Source organism: Streptomyces sp. MST-110588 (assembly GCF_022695595.1).
In the GTDB taxonomy this organism is placed as follows: domain Bacteria; phylum Actinomycetota; class Actinomycetes; order Streptomycetales; family Streptomycetaceae; genus Streptomyces.
In genome coordinates, this window is sequence record NZ_CP074380.1 from 6,741,947 (window position 1) to 6,760,123 (window position 18,177).

General features: G+C 71.9%; 18 protein-coding genes and 1 pseudogene. 5 read left to right on the forward strand and 14 right to left on the reverse strand.

Going from position 1 to position 18,177, the window contains the following annotated elements; genetic code table 11:
• Positions 1-45 precede the first annotated feature (45 nt).
• Positions 46-216, forward strand: a complete 171-nt coding sequence (locus KGS77_RS29525) for a hydrophobic protein (RefSeq protein WP_242586172.1) — start codon at positions 46-48, stop codon at positions 214-216.
• A 220-nt stretch (positions 217-436) separates the two neighbouring features.
• Here the strand turns inward: KGS77_RS29525 and ctaD are convergent, their stop codons facing one another.
• From ctaD to KGS77_RS29580, 11 genes and pseudogenes are all read right to left on the reverse strand, one after another.
• Positions 437-2,128: a cytochrome c oxidase subunit I gene (gene ctaD, locus KGS77_RS29530; RefSeq protein WP_242587774.1), complete on the reverse strand. Its 1,692-nt coding sequence runs from the start codon at positions 2,126-2,128 to the stop codon at positions 437-439.
• Positions 2,129-2,216: 88 nt separating this feature from the next.
• Positions 2,217-2,492, reverse strand: coding sequence for a gas vesicle protein K (locus tag KGS77_RS29535; RefSeq protein ID WP_242586173.1), 276 nt, complete (start codon positions 2,490-2,492; stop codon positions 2,217-2,219).
• Positions 2,489-2,767 (reverse strand): gas vesicle protein, encoded by a 279-nt coding sequence (locus KGS77_RS29540; protein ID WP_242586174.1) that lies wholly within the window; start codon positions 2,765-2,767, stop codon positions 2,489-2,491. The genes KGS77_RS29535 and KGS77_RS29540 overlap by 4 nt, the downstream gene beginning before the upstream one ends.
• The gene (locus KGS77_RS29545) at positions 2,764-3,696 is read right to left on the reverse strand and encodes a GvpL/GvpF family gas vesicle protein (protein WP_242586175.1); all 933 of its coding nucleotides are present in this window, start codon (positions 3,694-3,696) and stop codon (positions 2,764-2,766) included. The genes KGS77_RS29540 and KGS77_RS29545 overlap by 4 nt, the downstream gene beginning before the upstream one ends.
• Positions 3,693-4,025, reverse strand: a complete 333-nt coding sequence (locus KGS77_RS29550) for a gas vesicle protein (RefSeq protein WP_242586176.1) — start codon at positions 4,023-4,025, stop codon at positions 3,693-3,695. The genes KGS77_RS29545 and KGS77_RS29550 overlap by 4 nt, the downstream gene beginning before the upstream one ends.
• Positions 4,022-5,218 (reverse strand): SRPBCC family protein, encoded by a 1,197-nt coding sequence (locus tag KGS77_RS29555; protein WP_242586177.1) that lies wholly within the window; start codon positions 5,216-5,218, stop codon positions 4,022-4,024. Before KGS77_RS29555 ends, KGS77_RS29550 begins: the two co-directional genes overlap by 4 nt.
• Complete coding sequence (locus KGS77_RS29560) at positions 5,211-5,987, reverse strand: DNA primase (RefSeq protein WP_242586178.1); 777 nt, start codon at positions 5,985-5,987, stop codon at positions 5,211-5,213. Before KGS77_RS29560 ends, KGS77_RS29555 begins: the two co-directional genes overlap by 8 nt.
• Positions 5,988-6,174: 187 nt before the next feature.
• A pseudogene (locus KGS77_RS29565) lies at positions 6,175-6,396 on the reverse strand (gas vesicle protein GvpG); the annotation flags it as partial.
• Between the two features lie 3 nt (positions 6,397-6,399).
• Entirely contained in the window at positions 6,400-7,143 is a 744-nt protein-coding gene (locus tag KGS77_RS29570; protein ID WP_242586179.1) for a GvpL/GvpF family gas vesicle protein, read from the reverse strand.
• Positions 7,140-7,589 carry a gas vesicle structural protein GvpA gene (locus KGS77_RS29575; protein WP_242586180.1) on the reverse strand — a complete coding sequence of 150 codons (450 nt, stop codon included), beginning with the start codon at positions 7,587-7,589 and terminating at the stop codon, positions 7,140-7,142. Before KGS77_RS29575 ends, KGS77_RS29570 begins: the two co-directional genes overlap by 4 nt.
• Entirely contained in the window at positions 7,586-7,897 is a 312-nt protein-coding gene (locus KGS77_RS29580) for a gas vesicle protein (RefSeq protein WP_242586181.1), read from the reverse strand. Before KGS77_RS29580 ends, KGS77_RS29575 begins: the two co-directional genes overlap by 4 nt.
• Positions 7,898-8,296: 399 nt before the next feature.
• Between KGS77_RS29580 and KGS77_RS29585 the strand changes: the two genes are divergently transcribed.
• Positions 8,297-8,512, forward strand: a complete 216-nt coding sequence (locus KGS77_RS29585; protein WP_242586182.1) for an I78 family peptidase inhibitor — start codon at positions 8,297-8,299, stop codon at positions 8,510-8,512.
• Positions 8,513-8,691: 179 nt separating this feature from the next.
• Here the strand turns inward: KGS77_RS29585 and KGS77_RS29590 are convergent, their stop codons facing one another.
• On the reverse strand, positions 8,692-9,720 hold the full coding sequence (locus KGS77_RS29590) for a phosphatase PAP2 family protein (RefSeq protein WP_242586183.1): 1,029 nt from the start codon (positions 9,718-9,720) through the stop codon (positions 8,692-8,694).
• 333 nt (positions 9,721-10,053) lie between these two features.
• The gene (locus KGS77_RS29595; protein WP_242586184.1) at positions 10,054-11,322 is read right to left on the reverse strand and encodes a glycosyltransferase family 39 protein; all 1,269 of its coding nucleotides are present in this window, start codon (positions 11,320-11,322) and stop codon (positions 10,054-10,056) included.
• 329 nt (positions 11,323-11,651) lie between these two features.
• Between KGS77_RS29595 and KGS77_RS29600 the strand changes: the two genes are divergently transcribed.
• On the forward strand, positions 11,652-13,286 hold the full coding sequence (locus KGS77_RS29600) for an MFS transporter (protein ID WP_242586185.1): 1,635 nt from the start codon (positions 11,652-11,654) through the stop codon (positions 13,284-13,286).
• 204 nt (positions 13,287-13,490) lie between these two features.
• Positions 13,491-14,678 carry an acyl-CoA dehydrogenase family protein gene (locus tag KGS77_RS29605; RefSeq protein WP_242586186.1) on the forward strand — a complete coding sequence of 396 codons (1,188 nt, stop codon included), beginning with the start codon at positions 13,491-13,493 and terminating at the stop codon, positions 14,676-14,678.
• Positions 14,679-14,840: 162 nt separating this feature from the next.
• On the opposite strand, the gene sepF is transcribed toward KGS77_RS29605, so the two are convergent.
• The gene (gene sepF / locus KGS77_RS29610; protein WP_242586187.1) at positions 14,841-15,293 is read right to left on the reverse strand and encodes a cell division protein SepF; all 453 of its coding nucleotides are present in this window, start codon (positions 15,291-15,293) and stop codon (positions 14,841-14,843) included.
• Between the two features lie 928 nt (positions 15,294-16,221).
• Between sepF and KGS77_RS29615 the strand changes: the two genes are divergently transcribed.
• Complete coding sequence (locus KGS77_RS29615; protein WP_242586188.1) at positions 16,222-18,144, forward strand: FAD/NAD(P)-binding protein; 1,923 nt, start codon at positions 16,222-16,224, stop codon at positions 18,142-18,144.
• Positions 18,145-18,177: the final 33 nt, after the last annotated feature.

The following is an 18,177-nucleotide window of genomic DNA, read 5'->3' on the forward strand; positions in this document are numbered from 1 at the left end:
GTGCGGGCGAAGAGGGGCACCCGCATGCGTGGAGGTGCGAATCACATGGTTCCTGTACTTTTGGTTCTTCTTCTCGCGCTGATCCTCTTCGGCGCGGGGTTCGCGCTCAAGGCGCTGTGGTGGATCGCAGTGGCCGTACTGGTCGTCTGGCTCCTGGGCTTCCTGTTCCGCACCACGGGGAACGGGGGCTCGCGCGCCCGCTGGTACCGCTGGTAGCCGCCAGGCCACCGCGGTCGCCCGGGGTGTCACCCCGGGCAGCGGCCGTCCACGAGAGCCGTCGGACCCGCCCATCCGTCTGTCCGTCCGGCCCCCGGCACCGCCGGGGGCCGAAAGCTGTCCGCGGGCCACGGGCCGACGCATGCGTACGGCCGTACGGCACCGGCGCCGACACCGTACGCGCAGCCCGTACCCGCCTGCGCACCCGCACCCGCCATGCTCATTCCGGCCCGTGGGCCTTGCCCGCGGCCGTCTCGTCTTCCTCCTTCGCCCGCTGCGCCGTCTGGTGGTGATGCAGGTCGAAGGCGGGCGCCTCGGAGCGGATGCGCGGGATGGTGGTGAAGTTGTGCCGCGGCGGGGGACAGGACGTCGCCCACTCCAGGGAACGCCCGAAGCCCCACGGATCGTCCACCTCCACCTTCGTGCCGTACTTCGTCGTCCGCCAGACGTTGTACAGGAACGGCAGGGTGGACATGCCCAGCAGGAACGCGCCGACGGAGGAGACGGTGTTCAGCGTGGTGAAGCCGTCGGCCGTCAGGTAGTCGGCGATCCGGCGCGGCATACCCTGCGCGCCCAGCCAGTGCTGCACCAGGAAGGTGGTGTGGAAGCCGGTGAACAGCGTCCAGAAGTGGATCTTGCCGAGCCGTTCGTCGAGCATTCTGCCGGTGAACTTCGGCCACCAGAAATAGAAGCCGGCGAACATCGCGAAGACGACCGTCCCGAAGACCACGTAATGGAAATGGGCGACGACGAAATAGGTGTCGGTGACGTGGAAGTCCAGCGGCGGGGAGGCCAGGATCACCCCGGTCAGCCCGCCGAAAAGGAAGCTCACCAGGAATCCGGTGGCCCACAGCATCGGTGTCTCGAAGGACAGCGAACCGTGCCACATCGTCCCGATCCAGTTGAAGAACTTCACCCCCGTCGGCACCGCGATCAGGAAGGACATGAAGGAGAAGAAGGGCAGCAGCACCGCGCCGGTCGCGAACATGTGGTGCGCCCAGACCACCACGGACAGCCCCGTGATGGCCATCGTCGCGCCGATCAGCATCGTGTAACCGAAGATCGGCTTGCGCGAGAAGACCGGGATGATCTCCGTGATGATGCCGAAGAACGGCAGCGCGATGATGTAGACCTCGGGGTGCCCGAAGAACCAGAACAGGTGCTGCCACAGCAGCGATCCGCCCCACTGCGCCTCGAAGACCACCGAGCCGAACCGCCGGTCCGCCTCCAGCACCAGCAGCGAGGCCGCCAGCACGGGGAAGGCGATCAGCACCAGGATCGAGGTGAACAGCACGTTCCAGGTGAAGACCGGCATCCGGAACATCGTCATGCCCGGCGCCCGCATCCCGATGATGGTCGCGACGAAGTTGACGGAACCCAGGATGGTGCCGAAGCCGGACAGCGCCAGCCCCATGATCCACATATCGGCGCCGATGCCGGGCGAGCGGGTCATCGAATTGAGCGGCGCGTAAGCCGTCCAGCCGAATTCGGCGCCCCCCGTCGGCGTCAGCAGACTGCCCAGGACGATCAGCCCGCCGAAGAGGAACAGCCAGTACGCGAGCATGTTCAGCCGGGGAAAGGCCACATCGGGGGAGCCGATCTGCAGCGGCATGATCTCGTTGGCGAAACCGGCGAAGGCGGGCGTGGCGAAAAGCAGCAGCATGATCGTGCCGTGCAGGGTGAACGCCTGGTTGAATTCCGCGTTCGTCATGATCTGCAGGCCCGGCCGGGCCAGTTCGGCACGCATCAGCAGGGCCAGCACACCGCCGATGAGGAAGAAACCGAAGGCCGTGATCAGATAGAGGTGACCGATCTTCTTGTGGTCGGTCGTCGTCAGCCAGCTCACCAGCACCGACCCTGGCCGGCGCACCACGACCGGTCCGGTGGGCGCCTGTGCCGTGTCCGTACCCATCCACGCCACCTCGTTCGTCAGGAACGTACTCGGGGTCAGCACATGATGCTCGCGCGGGCGGTGCTCGCGCGAGAGGGCCTGCACCCTCTCACTCCCGGGGGAGCAGCGGACCCAACGGGCCGAGATCCAGGTTGAGTTCGTCCGGCTCGATGCCGTACCGCTCGCACAGCTCGTTCATCCGCCGCTCCAGCAGCATCAGCGTCAGACCGATCCGCTCCTCCTGGTCCTCGCTGAGATCGCCCTGCTCGACCCGGCGCAGCGCCTGCCGCTCCATGAGCTGGTGCAGCAGCTCGACAATGGTGAGCACGAGCCGTACGAGGTCCCGTTCCACCGTGTCCTGGTCCAGTTCGACCCGTCGGGTCACGCTCGCGGCTCCTCTGACTGTTCTGACTGTTCTGACTGGTCGAATGACTGCTCGGAGGGAGAGGGGAGTTGCGGCGGATCGAAGGGAGAGGGAACGTGGGCGCTCACCGAGCTGATCAGTGCCCGCAGGTCGATCCGTACGAGATCCACCTCCGCGATCCGCAGCGTGATGTCGCCCGCGATGACCGCGCCGCCCGCGAGCAGCCGGTCCAGCAGGTCGACCAGCGCGATCTGCCGTTCGGCGAGGGGGGAGTGGTCCGTGACGACGTCCGTCATGCCTGTCCTCTTCGGTGGTCGTGGGCCGGCTCGGGCGGCCCGGTGAAGGAGTACGGGGCCCAGGGGCCGGTCAGCTCGATCCGTACGCCGGTGGAGCGGTCCGCCAGCTTCCCGACGAGCGCGGTGAAGGCGCCCGCGTCCGCCCGGGGCACCAGATAGGCGCCGTTGAGGACGTTGCGGCCCGGCACACCCGACAGCCGGGCGTCCTGCGGCCGGTGCAGCCGGCTGCGCTCGGCGAACCGGTCCAGCTCCGCGTGGACCGTACGGGCGAGGTCGTCGGCGTGCTGCTGCGCGGCGTCGCGGGCGCGGCGGTGGGCGATCCGGCGGCGCAGGAAGTCACGGCCGGAACCGGCCGCCGCCGGTGCGGCGGGTCCGTCGGGTCCGGTGGGTGCGGCGGCGGGGCCGGTGGGGGGCTCAGTGGTGGACTCGGCGGCGGGCGGGGACGCGCCGGCCTCGTCCGCGTACGCCTTCACGCCCCACTCCACCCTGCCGTCCAGCGCCTCCAGCGCGCCCAGGAACTCCCGCGCGTGCGTCGAGAGCACCTCGCGCACCCCGCGTTCGTCACGGTGGACGGTGACCAGCCGCAGGGGCAGGACGCAGAACGACGCGGCGGCCGTGTCCACCACGGCGCGGTGCGCGCGGGCCGTACGCTCCAGCCAGTCCAGCTCCTCCAAGTGCTCCTTGAGCGCGGCCTCTTCGAAGTCGGCGGCCGGCACGCGGGACACCAGGGCCGCCAGACCGCCTTCGGAGACGGTCTCCACCGGGGCGCCCGCGACGCCGGACAGGCCCTGCGGCGGCCGGCAGCCGGCCCGCGCGACGGCGTACGTGTACAGCAGCGGCCACGGCTCCCGGTCTTCCGGATCCCGGCCCTCCGGATTCCGGCTCTCCGGTATCCGCTCGTCCGGGGCCTGTCCCTGCGGCGTGCTCACTCCAGCTCCTCCCGCTCCCCCCGCCGCTCCTGCCCTTCCAGCGCGGCGATACGGGCCCGCAACCGTTCGTTCTCCTCGGCCAGTTCGCGCCGGCGCGCCCCGGAGGAGAGGGTCGGATCGTCGCGCCACCAGTCGATGCCCATCTCCTCGGCCCGCTCGACCGAGGCCACGATCAGCCGCAGCTTGATCGTCAGCAGCTCGATGTCCAGGAGGTTGACCCGGATGTCGCCGGCGATCACCACGCCCTTGTCCAGGACCCGTTCGAGGATGTCGGCGAGGTTGGCGCCGCCGTTGGACGACCCGTAGGGGGACGGTACCTGGGACGTCACCGTACGCGCTCCGGCTCGTACTCGGCTGCGTCCTCCTCGTCGTACGCCTCCTCGTCCTCGTCCTCGCCCCTCGGCTCCCGCTCCTCGGCCTCGGCGCCCTCGTCCTCCTCGTCGGCGAACTCCTCCTCCGCGGGTTCTTCGTCCGCGAGGTCGTCCTCCTCCAGGTCCTCCTCCGCCTCGTCCTCGTCCTCGGCCTCGTAGCCGTCCTCGGCGTCCTCTTCGTCCTCGGCACCCTCGGCGTCCTCGGCGCGCTGAGCGCCCTCCTCGGGCGTGTCCTCGTCCTCGAACTCCTCGTCCGCCGGCTTGCTCCGCGCCTCCTCGCGTTCGAGGGCCTCGTCGTGGCTCAGAACGACCTCGCCGTCGCGGATCTCGCCGCGCCACTCGCCGGTGGCCTCGCCCCGCATCATCACGAAGCGCCGGAAGTGCTTGAGGTCGAGCCGGGCGCGACGGCCCTGCGCGCGCCAGATGTTTCCGGTCTTCTCGAACAGGCCCTTGGGGGAGTACTCGATGACCAGCAGGATCCGGGTGAGGTTCTCGCCCAGCGGATGGAAGGTGACCACGCCCTTGGTGGTGCCCTTGGCGCCCTCGGAGGTCCAGGCGATCCGGCGGTCCGGTATCTGTTCGGTGGTGGTCGCCTTCCAGCTCCGCGTGGACCACCAGACCCTCGCCCGCCAGTTGGAGGTGGTCTCGTCCACGGTCTCCACGCCCTGCACCCCCTTGGCGAAGGTGCTGAACTCCTGGAACTGCGTCCACTGGTTGTACGCCTCGCGCACCGGCACGCCGACATCGGTGTCCTCGACGACGGTGATGATCCGGCCCTTGCCACCGCCGCCCTTGCGCCGGCCCCCCACGCTCGTCAGCACGTCCTGGAAACGGTCCTTCACACCGCCCTTGATGCGGTCCTTGACGTTGCTCGCGCCGGCCTCGACGGCCGCTCGCAGCGGCCCCTTGCCCTCGGCGAGCTTCTTCCCGCCCTTCACGGCGAGCTGGGTGAAGCCGGGGCTCTTGCCGTCGGCGATGTCCTGGAGCTTGACGGTCGCCCGGCCCAGCCGCTCACCGGCCGAGATCAGCAGCCGCTGGGCCTGTGCCGCGGCGAACGCGGCGGCCTCCTCCTTGAGGCGGTCGGCCGCCGGGTTGCCGAGGATGCTGTCCTTGAGGCTGCCGTCGGCAGCGCCCTTGCCCGCCTCAGCCACGGCCGCCACCCCCGTTCCGCCGGGAAGCGGGCTTGGCCGCGGTCTTCTTGGCGGCAGATGCCGTCTTCGACGCCGTCTTCCCGGCCGCCGGCGCGGTCCTCTTGGCGGCGGACGCCGTCTTCTTCGCCGCCGGGGCGGTCTTCTTCGCCGGCCGCTTGCGCTGCTGCTCCCGGCCCTTGGCCCGCCGCTCCTCCGCGGCTGCCTCCTCGGCGCCCTCGTCCCCCTCGGCCCCTTCCGCCTCGTCCGTCTCCTCGGCGTCCGCGCGGTCCTCGGCCTCCGTCTCCTGCGTACGCCGCGTCCGGCCGCGCCCGCGCGTACGGCCCCGTTCCCCGCCGCCCCGGGACCCGGACCCGCCTTCGGACCGGGACTCGTACGTGTCCTCGCCCGGCTTGTCCTCCTCGGCGCCGGACCCGTCCTCGCCCTCGCCGGTGAGCCCGCCGGTCAGCTTCCCGCTGTCGATCCGGTCGCGTACGTCCAGGGTCCGCTCGTGCAGGCTGTTGGCCAGGGAGTCCAGGCGCCGGGTGACCAGCGCGCCGGTCGCGGCCTTGCCCACGCCCTTGAGGTCGCCGCGGAGCTGGTCGCGCAACTCCCCGAGCTGGGGATTCTCCGCGATCTTCTCGTTGACGGCCCCGAGGATCTGCTGCGGGCTGAGCTGGAGGCGTTTGCCCAGGACCATTCCGCCGATGCCGATGGCGAGCTTGGCCTTCTTCGTACGGCCCAGCACATAGCCCCCGGCAACGGCCAGCGCCAGTGCCAGCCGATTCGTCATCTCGGTTCTCTCCTTGTCCTCGCGGTGCTCGCTGCGGTGCTCGACCGTCGTGCCGGTTCCCGCCCCGCTACGGCTCCTGCCGGTCCGGCGCCGGCTGCTGCTCCTGCTCCGGCCGCTGTTCCTGTGTCCACTGCCGCCCCTGGCCCGGCTGCCCCGGCTGCCCGGTCTGCCCCGACTGCCGCTTGCGCGCGGCCTCCAGCCGGTCCAGCAGCTCGTCCTCGCGCCGGTCGAACTCGGCCTCGTCGATCTCCCCGGCGTCCAGCCGCTGCGCCAGCTCCATCAGCTCGCGCTGGACGGTGCCCGGGTCGTAATAGATGCGCTCGGCCTCGGCCAGGACCTGCCGCAGCACCCAGCCGGTCCCGCGGACGGGAGCGGCCGGGAGCAGCAGCAGCTCCCTGATCAGGCCCACGCCTCACTCCGCGGGCTGGGCCGTACGGGCCGGGCGGACGAAGCTGTACGGCGGCAGCGGGCCGTTGACCAGCAGTTCCAGGTGGGGGTGCTCCTTGCCGAGGTGATCGGCGGCGTCCAGGAACGTGGCCGCGTCCTCGCGCCGGATCAGGAAGGAGAGGTTCACCAGCCAGCCGGAGCCCTCGGGCCCGGGAGCGGACTGCTCGGCCTTGGGGGTCAGCGCGCTCTCCACGATGTGGGCGTCGCGGACCTCGCGGGCCCGTACCGCGTTGGCGACCATCTCGCCCAGCCGCAGCCGGTCCTGGTACGCGCCGCCGCCGGACGCCTGGTTGGCCTCGTTCAGGGCCCGGATCTCCGGCTCCTCGGTGAGCACCATCCGCAGGACGGACTCCTCGCGGTGCGCGGCCTTGACGTTGTACTCGACCCGGCCGTTGAGCTCGTCGAGCTGGGCCTTGTAGTGCTCGGCGTGTTCGGCCAGGACGCTCCGTACCGCCTCGTCGTCCTCGGAGAGCGAACCGAAGCGCAGCGGCAGCACCGCGCCCGCCGTCCCGGCCTCGGTCAGGACGTGCTGGTGGGCCAGCAGGTCCCGGCGCTTGGGCCGCAGTTCCTCGGGGCAGTCGCTGACGACCGCCGCCAGCTCGCCCGCCCGCACGATCCGTACCGGCCGCGGCGGAGCGCCGATGCCCAGGATCTCCTTCTCCGGATCCGGGTGGTCGGCTCGGGCGATCCCGTAGACGTAAGTGCTCACTCGGATTCTCCCCCTCGCTCGTCCGCGGATTCCGCCTTCCTGCGGGAGGTGGTGCGCCGGCTCCTGCGCGGCTCCTCGGTCTGGCCGGCCTTCTCCCGGCCCTGGCCGATGGCGTCGGCGAAGGTCTCGGCCGCGCCCGACAGCGCGCCCTTGGACTTGCCGCGGGCACCGGACTCGGTGACCTGGCCGACCACGTCGGGCAGGCCGGGGCTCTTGTTGGCGCCGGTCTCCAGGTCGAGCCGGTTGCACGCCTCGGCGAAGCGCAGGTAGGTGTCGACGCTGGCCACCACGACCCGTACGTCGATCTTCAGGATCTCGATGCCGACCAGCGAGACGCGGACGAACGCGTCGATCACCAGTCCGCGGTCCAGGATCAGCTCCAGTACGTCGTACAGGCCACTGGTGCCACCCCCGCCCCCGGTCTGCTGTGCCGGGACTACGGTCATGTCTGTGGTCTCCCTCTCGCACGCTCATAGCGGCTGACGCGCCGGTAGCCCGTGAGGACACCCTCCGAATCGAGGGTCACCTCATAGAGCGCCATGAGACTCATGGTCTCCGGCACCCTGGCGAGCTCCAGCACCTCGGCCTCCAGGACCCAGCCGTCCTCGGTCCGCTCGAACCGGGACACCGTCTCGGGGCGCAGTCCGGTCAGCTCGGCGAGCTGTTCCCGGGCCGCGCGCAGGAGTTCCGGCATGGTGGGGCCGGCCGCCGCTCGGTGGTCGCTGTCATCTGGTGTCTGCGTGTTGTCTCCCATGGGCTCCTCGGTGCACCGTGTACCGCACGACCCATGGCCCAAACCTGCCGGAGAGCAGTGATGTGCGGGAAATGTGTGTGGCCTGTGTGCCGTTGGCCGACGCACGACGACTGTCGCCGCGCATCGGGCAAGGAGATTCCATTACTGACGGCGGATTATTTTTCCGGTACCACCGGGACTGTTTTCCGGGCGCGTTCCGGAATGTCTGCAAGCCGGAATTCGGCCGCTTTTATTTACCACCCGGTTGGGGCAGTGGAAGGCACGTACGGGTGACGGGAGTTACGGCAAACGCGGGCCGCTTCTCTGTGACACAAGTGTGACCAATGAAGGGCTGTCCGGGGGGCTGCGGGCGGTCGGGCGGCCCTTCCGCGCGCCGGTTCGCTCGCTTACGGTGAGGTCATGGCTCCCGTACCGAACCCGCCTTACGAACCGCAGGACGACCCCGAGACCTATGTCGGTCTCGCTCAGGAAGAAGCCGAGGAACAGGCCCGCGCGCGGGGCTGGAACACCGTCCGCTCACTGCCGCCGGGGACGATCATCACGATGGAATACCTGGGGGGCCGCCTCAACTTCGAGGTGAAGGACGGCGTGGTGCAGCGGAGCTGGAAGGGCTGACCCGCACCGGACCCCGTACGGAACCGCGCACCGCAGCCGCGCGCCGGCCGGCATCCACGCAGGCGGAAGACGACGGCCCCGGCGCTCCAGGAAGGAGCGGCCGGGGCCGTCGTCCGCGGGGAAGAGGCTGTGCGTACCGTCCCCGCGGGCCGGGGTGCCGGGGCCGGGCCCGGCGGTGTTCAGCCGCCGCTGCGTCCACGGCCCAGGGTCGGCCCCAGCGGCGCGGTGCGCGGTGCGCGGTCGGCGTGCGGCGGTCTTCGGCTGCCGGTCGGGGTGACCGGCGAGCGCTCCGAGCGGGAGGTGTGGGGCCGCGGCGGGTGGTGCGGCCAGCCGTCCGGGGCCCGGGTGGCGCCGCGCCCGGCGGCCGGGGCGGTCGGCACCGTCTCGCGTACGAGTGCCTCCTCCTCCGGGGCGACACGCTGGGCGGAGACCCCGGCGCGGGCGTTGGCCGGCGCCACCGGGACCGGGACGGCCGGGAGCGTGCCGGACCGCAGCCGCAGCCACAGGGCCATCAGCCGGGCCTCAGCCCAGGCCATCGCGGGCTCGAACCACGGCAGGGCGAGCAGCACCAGCAGGCCGGCGGCCCAGCCCAGCAGGACGTCACTGACCCAGTGCGTACCGAGGTAGACGGTGGTCATACCGACGCCCAGCGCGCCGAGCGCGGCGATCACCGACAGGGTGCGGCGGCGCAGCGGGGTGGTGGCCAGGTAGGCCAGCACGCCCCAGGTGACCACGGCGTTGGAGGTGTGGCCGGAAGGGAATATATCGCCGCCGAGCCACATCTCGTTGGCGCCGACGGTCGTGGCGTAGTGCGGACCGAGCCGCCCCATGCCGAGCTTGGCGGCGCCCACGGTGACGTTCAGCAGCAGCAGCGAGGAGCCCAGGACCAGCAGCGGATGCAGGTTGCGCTGCCGCCAGCAGCGCCAGCCCAGCCAGGAGGCCACCGCCAGCGCGGTGGGGCCGCGCTGCCCCAGGACCACGAAGTAGTCCAGGAAGGCGTGGATCTGCGGCCACTGCTTGTACGGCCGGAAGAACATGACCTGCCAGTCGAATGTGACCAGCCATGACGTGGCCAGCACACCGACCACGATCACCCCGTAGACCGCCAGCGTGCCCCAGAACAGCCACAGGCGGGTCCGGGTCATCAGTGGTCGGGCGCGATCGGTCGGCCGCTCCTCCATCTGGTCGAGCTTGTCATCGGTACGCACTCAATCGACGTTACCGCGTGTGATGTAGCCGCCCGGTCGAACTGTGAGCTTTGTAATGACGATGTGATGTGGAATGCGTCTCAAACCAGACGCCCGGCAACGGTTTTCGGAAAGAATTCACGGAGCCCTCGAAACCTGCCACCGCCGCCGCGCGGACGGGCCCGGTGCGGCCTCTTTCCTTTTCGTGGACGGAGTTTATCCCGGATTCGCACGGGCGTCGCGGTCCGTTTCCCGGGAACGCGTCACGGAAGGCCCGGTTCCGGTCGCGGAGATCCGTTCACGAGGTCCGGCTCACGGGATCGGGTTCACGAGGTCCGGTTCATCAGGTCCGGCTCACGGAGGGCCCGAACCGTTCAGCCAGAAGGCGCCGTAGACCGCGGAACCCGCCGCGAGCGCACCGATCAGCGGTGCCGACCGCGCCGGACCCCACCGTGCCAGCCCCGCCGCGACCGGGAGCAGCAGCGGATAGGCGGGCAGCATCAGCCGCGGCTTGGAACCGAAGTAGCCCTTGGCGGTCAGCGCGAGCAGCAGCACCAGGCCGCAGTAGACCAGCAGCGGCACCGGCTGGCGCCGCCGCAGGCACAGCCCGTACAGCCACAGCACCAGCGCGACGCCGGCCAGCAGCCCGAGGCCGGCCGCGACGGCGGAGCCGGTGATCAGGTCCGCCACGAAGCGGCCGAAGGCGACGCCGCCGTCGAACCCGTTGTCCCAGCCCTCCTGGACGTCCAGGTAGCCGGTGACGCTGCCGCGCCGTACCCCCACCCACGTGACGTAGCCGAGGCAGCCGAGCGGTGCGAGCAGCACACCCGCCAGCATCCGCCGGTGCCGGTGGCGGCGGGCCGGCCAGGGGGCACCGCCGGGCGGCCCCCGGCGCTTTCGGGTGCCGGACCGCTCCCCAGTGCCGGACCGCTCCCCGGTGCCGTACTGCCGCCCGGTACCGGACCGCTCGCGCCACAGCGTCACGGCCGCGCTGACCCACACGGCGGCCACCACGGCGGCACCCACCGGCCGGGTCAGCCCGGCGAGCGCCGCCCCCGCGCCCGCCGCCACCCACCGCCCGCTCAGCACCCCGTACACGCTCCACGCCGCGAGCGCGGTGAACAGCGACTCCGAGTACGCCATCGACTGCACGATCCCCACGGGCAGCGCCGCCCACAGCGCCGCCAGCACCACCCCCGCCCGGGGCCCGTACAGGCGCTCGCCGGTCATATAGAGGGCCCAGGCCGCGCACAGCGAGGAGGCCCAGGCCACCACCATGCCCGCGTCCGCCGCGGACAGCGGCGAAAGCGCCGACAGGCCCTTTTCCAGCCACGGCAGCAGCGGGAAGAAGGCCAGATCGCTGTGGACGCCGCCGTCGGCCGCATGGACGGTGAAGCCGTAGCCGTGCTCGGCGATGCGGGAGTACCACAGGGCGTCCCAGCGGGCGGTGAGCAGTGTGTGCCAGTTCTTGCCGTCCGCCGCCGACCACAGCGCCAGGACGAGCACGCCCAGCGCCCGGACCGCGGCGTACGCGAGCAGGGCGGGGGCGGCGCGGCGCAGCGCGGTCCGCGCACCGCGGCCCCGTGACACCCGCTCGCCGGCGGCGGAAACAAGATCATTCACCCGGTCGATTATCCAGGCAGCGGACATCTGCGGGGCACATGTCCGAAATCCGGGGACCCGCGTACGTGCCGCGCCCCGGCTCGTGGAACGCTGGTGTCCGACGGCGGCCGGCCGCGGCGCGAGCCGTGTCCGGACCGGGCGAGTCCGCCTTCCGCACAGCGGGTATGGGAACCGCGGAACCTTGCGATGAGCGTCTCATCGTGAGGTGAGCCACGCGTCACCCCTCGCGACTCGCGTAGTCTGACGTCTCAACTCGCCCGTGCCACCGGTTTCGCCGGGGCGTTTTCGCGCCCTGATCCGTGGCCGCGAGAGCATGACAGGAGGTGCGTATGTCCGGGACGACCGCGTCCGGCAGTGAGCGGACGGCAGGTGTTCCCCGACAGCGAGGCAGTGGCAGTGGAGCGAACCGCTGGACCGTGCTGATCGTTCTGTGCGTCAGCCTGCTGTTCGTCGCGCTGGACACGACCATCCTTTACGTGGCCGTGCCCTCGGTCACCGAGGACCTGCGTCCCGGACCGGTGGAACTGCTCTGGATCGTCGACGTCTATCCGCTGATAGCGGCGTCGCTGCTCATCCTGTTCGGCACGCTCGGCGACCGCGTCGGGCGCCGGCGCATCCTCCTGCTCGGCTACGGCCTGTTCGGACTGGCCTCGGCCGGCGCTGCGCTGGCCCCCAACCCGCAGATCCTGATGGTGGCGCGCGCCCTCCTCGGCATCGGCGGCGCGATGATCATGCCCGCGACGCTGTCGATCCTGCGCCAGGTCTTCCCCGACCGGCGGGAGCGGGCGGTGGCGATCGGCGTGTGGAGCGCGGTGGCCGCGGTCGGCGCCGCCGTCGGCCCGGTCCTCGGCGGCTTCCTCGTCGAGAACTTCTGGTGGGGCTCGGTCTTCCTGATCAACCTCCCGATGATGACGGTGATGCTGCTGGTCGGCCGCTGGCTGCTGCCGGAGTCCCGGGGCGAGCGCAACGGCCCCTGGGACGTGGTCGGCGCCGTCATCGCGGCCCTGGGCGTCCTGGGCGTCGTCCTGGGCGTCAAACGCGTCGGCAGCGGGACCACGGTCCTGGACGCGACCACCCTGGGCCCCATAGCCGTCGGCGCGCTGCTGCTCCTGGTCTTCGTACGCCGCCAGCGCAGGCGCCGGCACCCGCTGATCGACCTGCGGCTGTTCGCCCGCCCGGCCTTCGGCACCTCGGTCGGCTGCATCGTCCTGGCGATGCTCGCCCTGGTCGGCCTCCAGCTCATCGCCGTCCAGTACCTCCAGCTCGTCCTCGGGCTGAGCCCGCTGGAGACCGGTCTGCGGCTGCTGCCGCTGGTCTTCTCCGCCATGGCCGCCGGCCTGACGGGCTCCCGCGTGCTCCAGGCGGTCGGCCCCCGCGTCATGGTCTCGCTGGGCTTCGTGCTCACCGCCGTCGCCGTGCTGTGCCTGACCGCGATGGACGAGCAGGACCGTTTCTGGCTGCTCGCCCTCGGCTTCGTGCTCCTGGGCTTCGGCTTCCAGACCACGCTGTTCGGCGCGTACGAATCCATGCTCAGCGAGGCCCCCGCCGAACAGGCCGGCGGCGCCGCGGCGATCGGCGAGACCTCCTACCAGCTCGGCGCCGGCATCGGCGTGGCCCTGCTGGGCAGCGTGATGAACGCCGCCTACGCGCCGGGCCTGGCGCGGGTGGAGGGCGTACCGGAGCGGGCCTCGTCCGCGGCCTCCCACTCGCTCGGCGAGGCGTACAAGGTGGCGTCCGGCCTCGGCGAGAGCGCCCGGGCGGTGCTGCGCGAGGCGGCCCGGGGCTCCTTCCTCCACGGGCTGCACGTCACCCTCATCACCAGCGCCCTGCTGCTGCTGACCGGCGCCGGGATCGCGCTGCGGCTGCCGCGCCGGGCCGCGGACCCCGCCGAGCGGGCCGACGGCGAGGGCACCCAGGGGCAGGGCCGCGAGGCGGCCACCGCGGCGGCGAACGCCGGGTCCTGACCCCCGGCGCCGCCGGACGGGACATGGGGCTTGTCGACGCGGCCCGGGGCCTGTTGCCGCGTCCGGGGCCTGTCGACGGGCCGTTCGGCCGGTGGTCCTGCGGCCGGGTGCCCCTTGTCGGTGCGGCGCGGTGGACCGTACCGTCGGACGCGAGTGACTACCACCGCTAGTTTTCGCGCGCCCAGCACCGCCGGAGGCCCCGCCATGTCCGCATCCGCCCCGCCGCCGTTCGACCCCAGCGACCCGCTGGGCCTGGACGACCTGCTCAGCGACGAGGACCGCGCCGTCCGCGGCACCGTCCGGCAGTGGGCCGCCGACCGCGTGCTGCCGCACATCGCGCAGTGGTACGAGCGCGGCGAGGTGCCCGGCATCCGCGAGCTGGCCCGCGAACTGGGCGCCCTGGGCGCGCTGGGCATGTCCCTGGACGGCTACGGCTGCGCGGGCGCCTCGCACGTCCAGTACGGCCTGGCCTGCCTGGAACTGGAGGCCGCCGACTCCGGCATCCGCTCCCTGGTCTCCGTCCAGGGATCGCTGGCCATGTACGCGATCCACCGCTTCGGCTCGGAAGAGCAGAAGCAGGAGTGGCTGCCCCGGATGGCCGCCGGCGAGGTCATCGGCTGCTTCGGGCTGACCGAGCCGGACCACGGCTCCGACCCGGCCGGCATGCGTACGTACGCCAAGCGGGACGGCACCGACTGGGTGCTGACGGGCCGCAAGATGTGGATCACCAACGGGTCGGTCGCCGGCGTCGCGGTGGTCTGGGCCCGTACGGACGACGGCATCCGCGGCTTCCTCGTGCCCGCCGGCACCCCCGGCCTCACCGCCCCCGAGATCCGGCACAAATGGTCCCTGCGCGCGTCCGTGACCAGCGAACTCGTCCTGGACGAGGTACGGCTGCCCGCCGCTGCCCTGCTGCCCGGCGCGAGCGGCCTGCGCGGACCGCTGAGCTGTCTGAGCCACGCCCGCTACGGCATCGTGTGGGGCTCGATGGGCGCGGCCCGCACCTGCTTCGAGGCGGCACTGGAGTACTCCCGGACCCGCGAGCAGTTCGGCCGGCCGATCGGCGGCTTCCAGCTCACCCAGGCCAAGCTCGCCGACATGGCCGTCGAGCTGCACAAGGGCGTACTCCTCGCCCACCACCTGGGGCGGCGCTTCGATGAGGGGACCCTGCGCCCGGAGCAGATCAGCTTCGGCAAGCTCAACAACGTACGGGAGGCGATCGAGATCTGCCGCACGTCCCGGACGATCCTGGGCGCCAACGGGGTCTCGCTCGAATACCCCGTCATGCGGCACGCGACCAATCTGGAGTCGGTGCTCACCTATGAGGGCACCGTCGAAATGCACCAGCTCGTCCTGGGCAAGGCGCTCACCGGGCTGGACGCGTTCCGCTGACGGAGACGCAGCCGCAGACGCACCGATGACGGGGACGCAGCCGGAGACGTTCCGATGACGGGGAGCGTCCCGTGACGGAACCGGTCCGGTGGGCGGCGGTCCGGCGGGCGGCCGTCCGGCCGGGAGGGCGGGGGCGTCGAGGCGGCCTCCCGGTCGGGCGCTTCAGCTCTGGTTGAAGAATCCGCCCTCGCCGCGGCGGCCGTTCGTCTCGCCGTTGAGGACCTTGTAGTCGGCGGGCGTGAGCAGGAAGACCCGGGTCGCCACCCGTTCGATGGAGCCGCGCAGCCCGAAGGTCAGCCCGGCGGCGAAGTCGACCACCCGCTTGGCGTCGGCGGGCTCCATGGACGTCAGATTGACGATGACCGGTACGCCGTCCCGGAACAGCTCGCCGATGCCGCGCGCGTCCCGGAAGCTGCTGGGGGTGACGGTGGCGATACGGGTGCCCTGGTTCTGCGCCCCCTCGTCGGCCACCCGTACCCGTGGGTCGGTCGCCCAGGGGCCGGCGCCCGTCGCCTCGGGCTCGGGACCCTCGGCGTAGTCGTCGTCGTAGTAGCGCTCGTCGTCGTTGTCGTCGACGAGGCCAAGCCAGGCACTTGCCTTGCGCACCGATCCCATTGACGCCTCCTCTCACCCGCGGCGTGTGTGTCCGCACCTCTATGGTCGTCCATGATGCGGATGGTGTGCCAAGTGGATAGCCGCCGCACGGGGGGTTCGTGACACATCTGGTGCAAACAGGGTGGCGTGTCGTCAGCTCCGGGGCTAGTCAGGGGAGGCGGCGATGTGACGGGCGTCATGGTGAGAACCTACGGGTCGTCACCGGACTTGTGTTGACGAGGGGCGGCATTCCGGGCATTGCCCCATCGCCGGCCTGTGACCGGAATGTCCGTTGGCATGGGAGATGGGGGCAATGCGAGCAATGTGAGACGTGAGGGGAAGGTGCGGAGCGAGGGGAGCATGAGGGGCGTGAAGGCGCACGGGGAGGAAGGGGCCTTCGCGGGAAGGCGGCTTCCAAAGGGAGACCACGTCGGGAACTCGTCCCCGAAGAGGCCGGGAGGGGCCGGGAACGCTGTCCCGGGAGAGGCCGGGAACGCTGTCCCCGGAGGGACCGGGAACGCTGTCCCCGGAGAGCGGCCCGGCCGGTGCGGCGACGGGCGTGGGGCAGGGCGTCAGCTCGTACAGGAGGAGGACCACACCCGACCGAAGTCGATGTGGTCGCGCGTGACCAGCCACTGCCGTGTGTGCATACGGCCAAGTGGAACAGGCATCTGTTGGCGCGTCAACCGGCTTGTGACACGCCCCTCACCCGCCGGGCGGCCTTGACAGCGGGCCACGCACACCCCATAGCCTCAAAGGGCCGGTCGTGCTGAGGGGCGCGGCCCGCACCGCCCGTGTGAAGGCGCAATCCCCGTGACATTCCACCGACTTCACGGAGCCTTCACATGCCTCCCCGTCAAAACCACCCCGGCCCCGCTCGCGCCCTCCACCCTGGTCGCGACCTCGCCCTCGCCCTCCACCCTCCCGTCCTCGTCCCGGCCGGTGTCCGATGAGGCCCGCCGTCGTCATCGTCGGAGCCGGGCCGCGCGGGACCGGGATCCTGGAGCGGATCGCCGCCAACGCCCCCGAGCTGTACGGTGCCGGGCCGCTGGACCTGCACCTGGTCGACCCGTACCCGCCCGGCGGCGGCCGGACCTGGCGCCGCGACCAGTCCCCGCTGCTGTGGACGAACTCCACCGCCGAGGACATCACCCTGTTCACCGACGCCTCCGTCGAGCAGGAAGGGCCCGTACGGCCCGGACCCTCGCTCGCCGAATGGGCGCGCCGGGTGCGCACGGGCGGAACCGGCCTCGACGCCGACCCGGAACTCGTCGCCGCCGCAGCGGAGTCGGGCGACCAGGACTTCCCCTCCCGGCAGGTGCAAAGTGCCTACCTGGAGTGGGTGTACGGGCAGACGGTGGCGGCCCTGCCACCCGGGACCACCGTCCACGAGCACCGCCGCAGGGCGGTACGCGTCGCGGGTCCGCGCAACGGACAGCAGCAGGTGTGGCTCGAAGGGAGCCCTTCGCCGCTGATCGCCGATCTCGTCGTCCTGGCCCTGGGCCATCCGGACCCCGAGCCGCCGCGCGAACAGCGGGCGCTCGCCCGCTTCGCGGCCCGCCACCACCTGACCTACCTGCCGCCGCAGCCCACCGCCGACAGCGACCTGCTCGTACTGCCGCCCGGCGAACCGGTGATCGTACGCGGCCTCGGCCTCGCCTTCATCGACCTGATGGTGCTGCTGACACAGGGCCGCGGCGGCTCGTACACGACCGGCGCCGACGGCGTGCCGGTCTACCGGCCCTCCGGGCGGGAACCGCTGCTGTACGTCGGTTCGCGGCGCGGCGTCCCCTACCACTCCAAGATCGGCTACGACGGCCGCGACGAACAGCCGGCGCTGCCGCGCTTCTTCGGCCCCGAGCGCGTGGACGCGCTGCTCGCCCGGCCCGGCGGCTGGGACTTCCGGCGCCACGTGTGGCCGCAGGTGGCCAAGGAACTCGCCTACGCCCACTACCACCGGCTGTTCCACGACCACCCCGGACGGACAGCCATGAACTGGAGCGACTTCGAGGAGAAGTACGCCCTGACCGAGCCGGGCGAGGCGGCACTGCACGCCCTGGTCGCCGCCGCCGTCCCCGACCCCGCCGACCGGTTCGACCCCGACGCGCTGGACCGCCCGCTGGCCGGTCTCCGCCTCCCTGACACCGACGCCCTCCAGGACGCGGTACGCGCTCACATCGAGGCCGACCTCACCCGGCGTCATGACCCCGCGCACAGCCCGGACCTGGCGGTCTTCCACGCCCTGCGGTCGGTGTACGGACAGCTCCTGCGCCTTGGCGACCCCGGCCCCTGGTGGCACGGCTTCTTCGGCTTCCTGGCCTCCGGACCGCCCGGCCCGCGCCTGTGGCAGCTCCTCGCGCTCTCCCGCGCCGGCGTGGTGCGCTTCCTGGGACCGGACACCACCGTCACCGCCGACGCGGAACGCGGACTGTTCCGCGCGGCCGGCGCGAGCGTTCCCGGGGCCACGGTGGAAGCCCGCGCGCTGGTGGAGGCACGGCTGCCCGCACCGTCCGTGGCACGGACACGGGACCCGCTGCTGCGCGCTCTGTACGCCGACGGCGCGGCGGCCACCCCCGGCGGGCTGCTGGCCGTCGATCCGGCCGACGCCCGGATCCTGGACCGCGCGGGACGCCCGCACCCGCGCCGTTTCGCCCTGGGGCCGTACACCGACGCCCGCGCGGCCACGGCGTTCGCCCGGCCCCGTACCAACGCCCCCGCGTTCCGGCAGAACGACGCCGCCGCCCGCGCGCTGCTCACCTTCCTGCGCGACCGGCCCGCGAGGACGGCCATGGCCGCGGCCACGACCACGGCCACCGCCTCCCGTCGGCTGCGGACCTCGGCCTCCTGGGCACCCTGCGCCGCCGACCGGTGAGCGCCACGGCTGAGCGGCCCGGCACCGGCTCAC

Bases quoted from the DNA above. Each gene is read 5' to 3' on its own strand.
- sepF (WP_242586187.1), bottom strand. From the start codon at position 15,293: ATGGGATCGGTGCGCAAGGCAAGTGCCTGGCTTGGCCTCGTCGACGAC.
- KGS77_RS29600 (WP_242586185.1), top strand. From the start codon at position 11,652: ATGTCCGGGACGACCGCGTCCGGCAGTGAGCGGACGGCAGGTGTTCCC.
- KGS77_RS29580 (WP_242586181.1), bottom strand. From the start codon at position 7,897: ATGGGAGACAACACGCAGACACCAGATGACAGCGACCACCGAGCGGCG.
- ctaD (WP_242587774.1), bottom strand. From the start codon at position 2,128: ATGGGTACGGACACGGCACAGGCGCCCACCGGACCGGTCGTGGTGCGC.
- KGS77_RS29575 (WP_242586180.1), bottom strand. From the start codon at position 7,589: ATGACCGTAGTCCCGGCACAGCAGACCGGGGGCGGGGGTGGCACCAGT.
- KGS77_RS29605 (WP_242586186.1), top strand. From the start codon at position 13,491: ATGTCCGCATCCGCCCCGCCGCCGTTCGACCCCAGCGACCCGCTGGGC.
- KGS77_RS29585 (WP_242586182.1), top strand. From the start codon at position 8,297: ATGGCTCCCGTACCGAACCCGCCTTACGAACCGCAGGACGACCCCGAG.
- KGS77_RS29525 (WP_242586172.1), top strand. From the start codon at position 46: ATGGTTCCTGTACTTTTGGTTCTTCTTCTCGCGCTGATCCTCTTCGGC.
- KGS77_RS29615 (WP_242586188.1), top strand. From the start codon at position 16,222: ATGAGGCCCGCCGTCGTCATCGTCGGAGCCGGGCCGCGCGGGACCGGG.
- KGS77_RS29540 (WP_242586174.1), bottom strand. From the start codon at position 2,767: ATGACGGACGTCGTCACGGACCACTCCCCCCTCGCCGAACGGCAGATC.
- KGS77_RS29560 (WP_242586178.1), bottom strand. From the start codon at position 5,987: ATGACGAATCGGCTGGCACTGGCGCTGGCCGTTGCCGGGGGCTATGTG.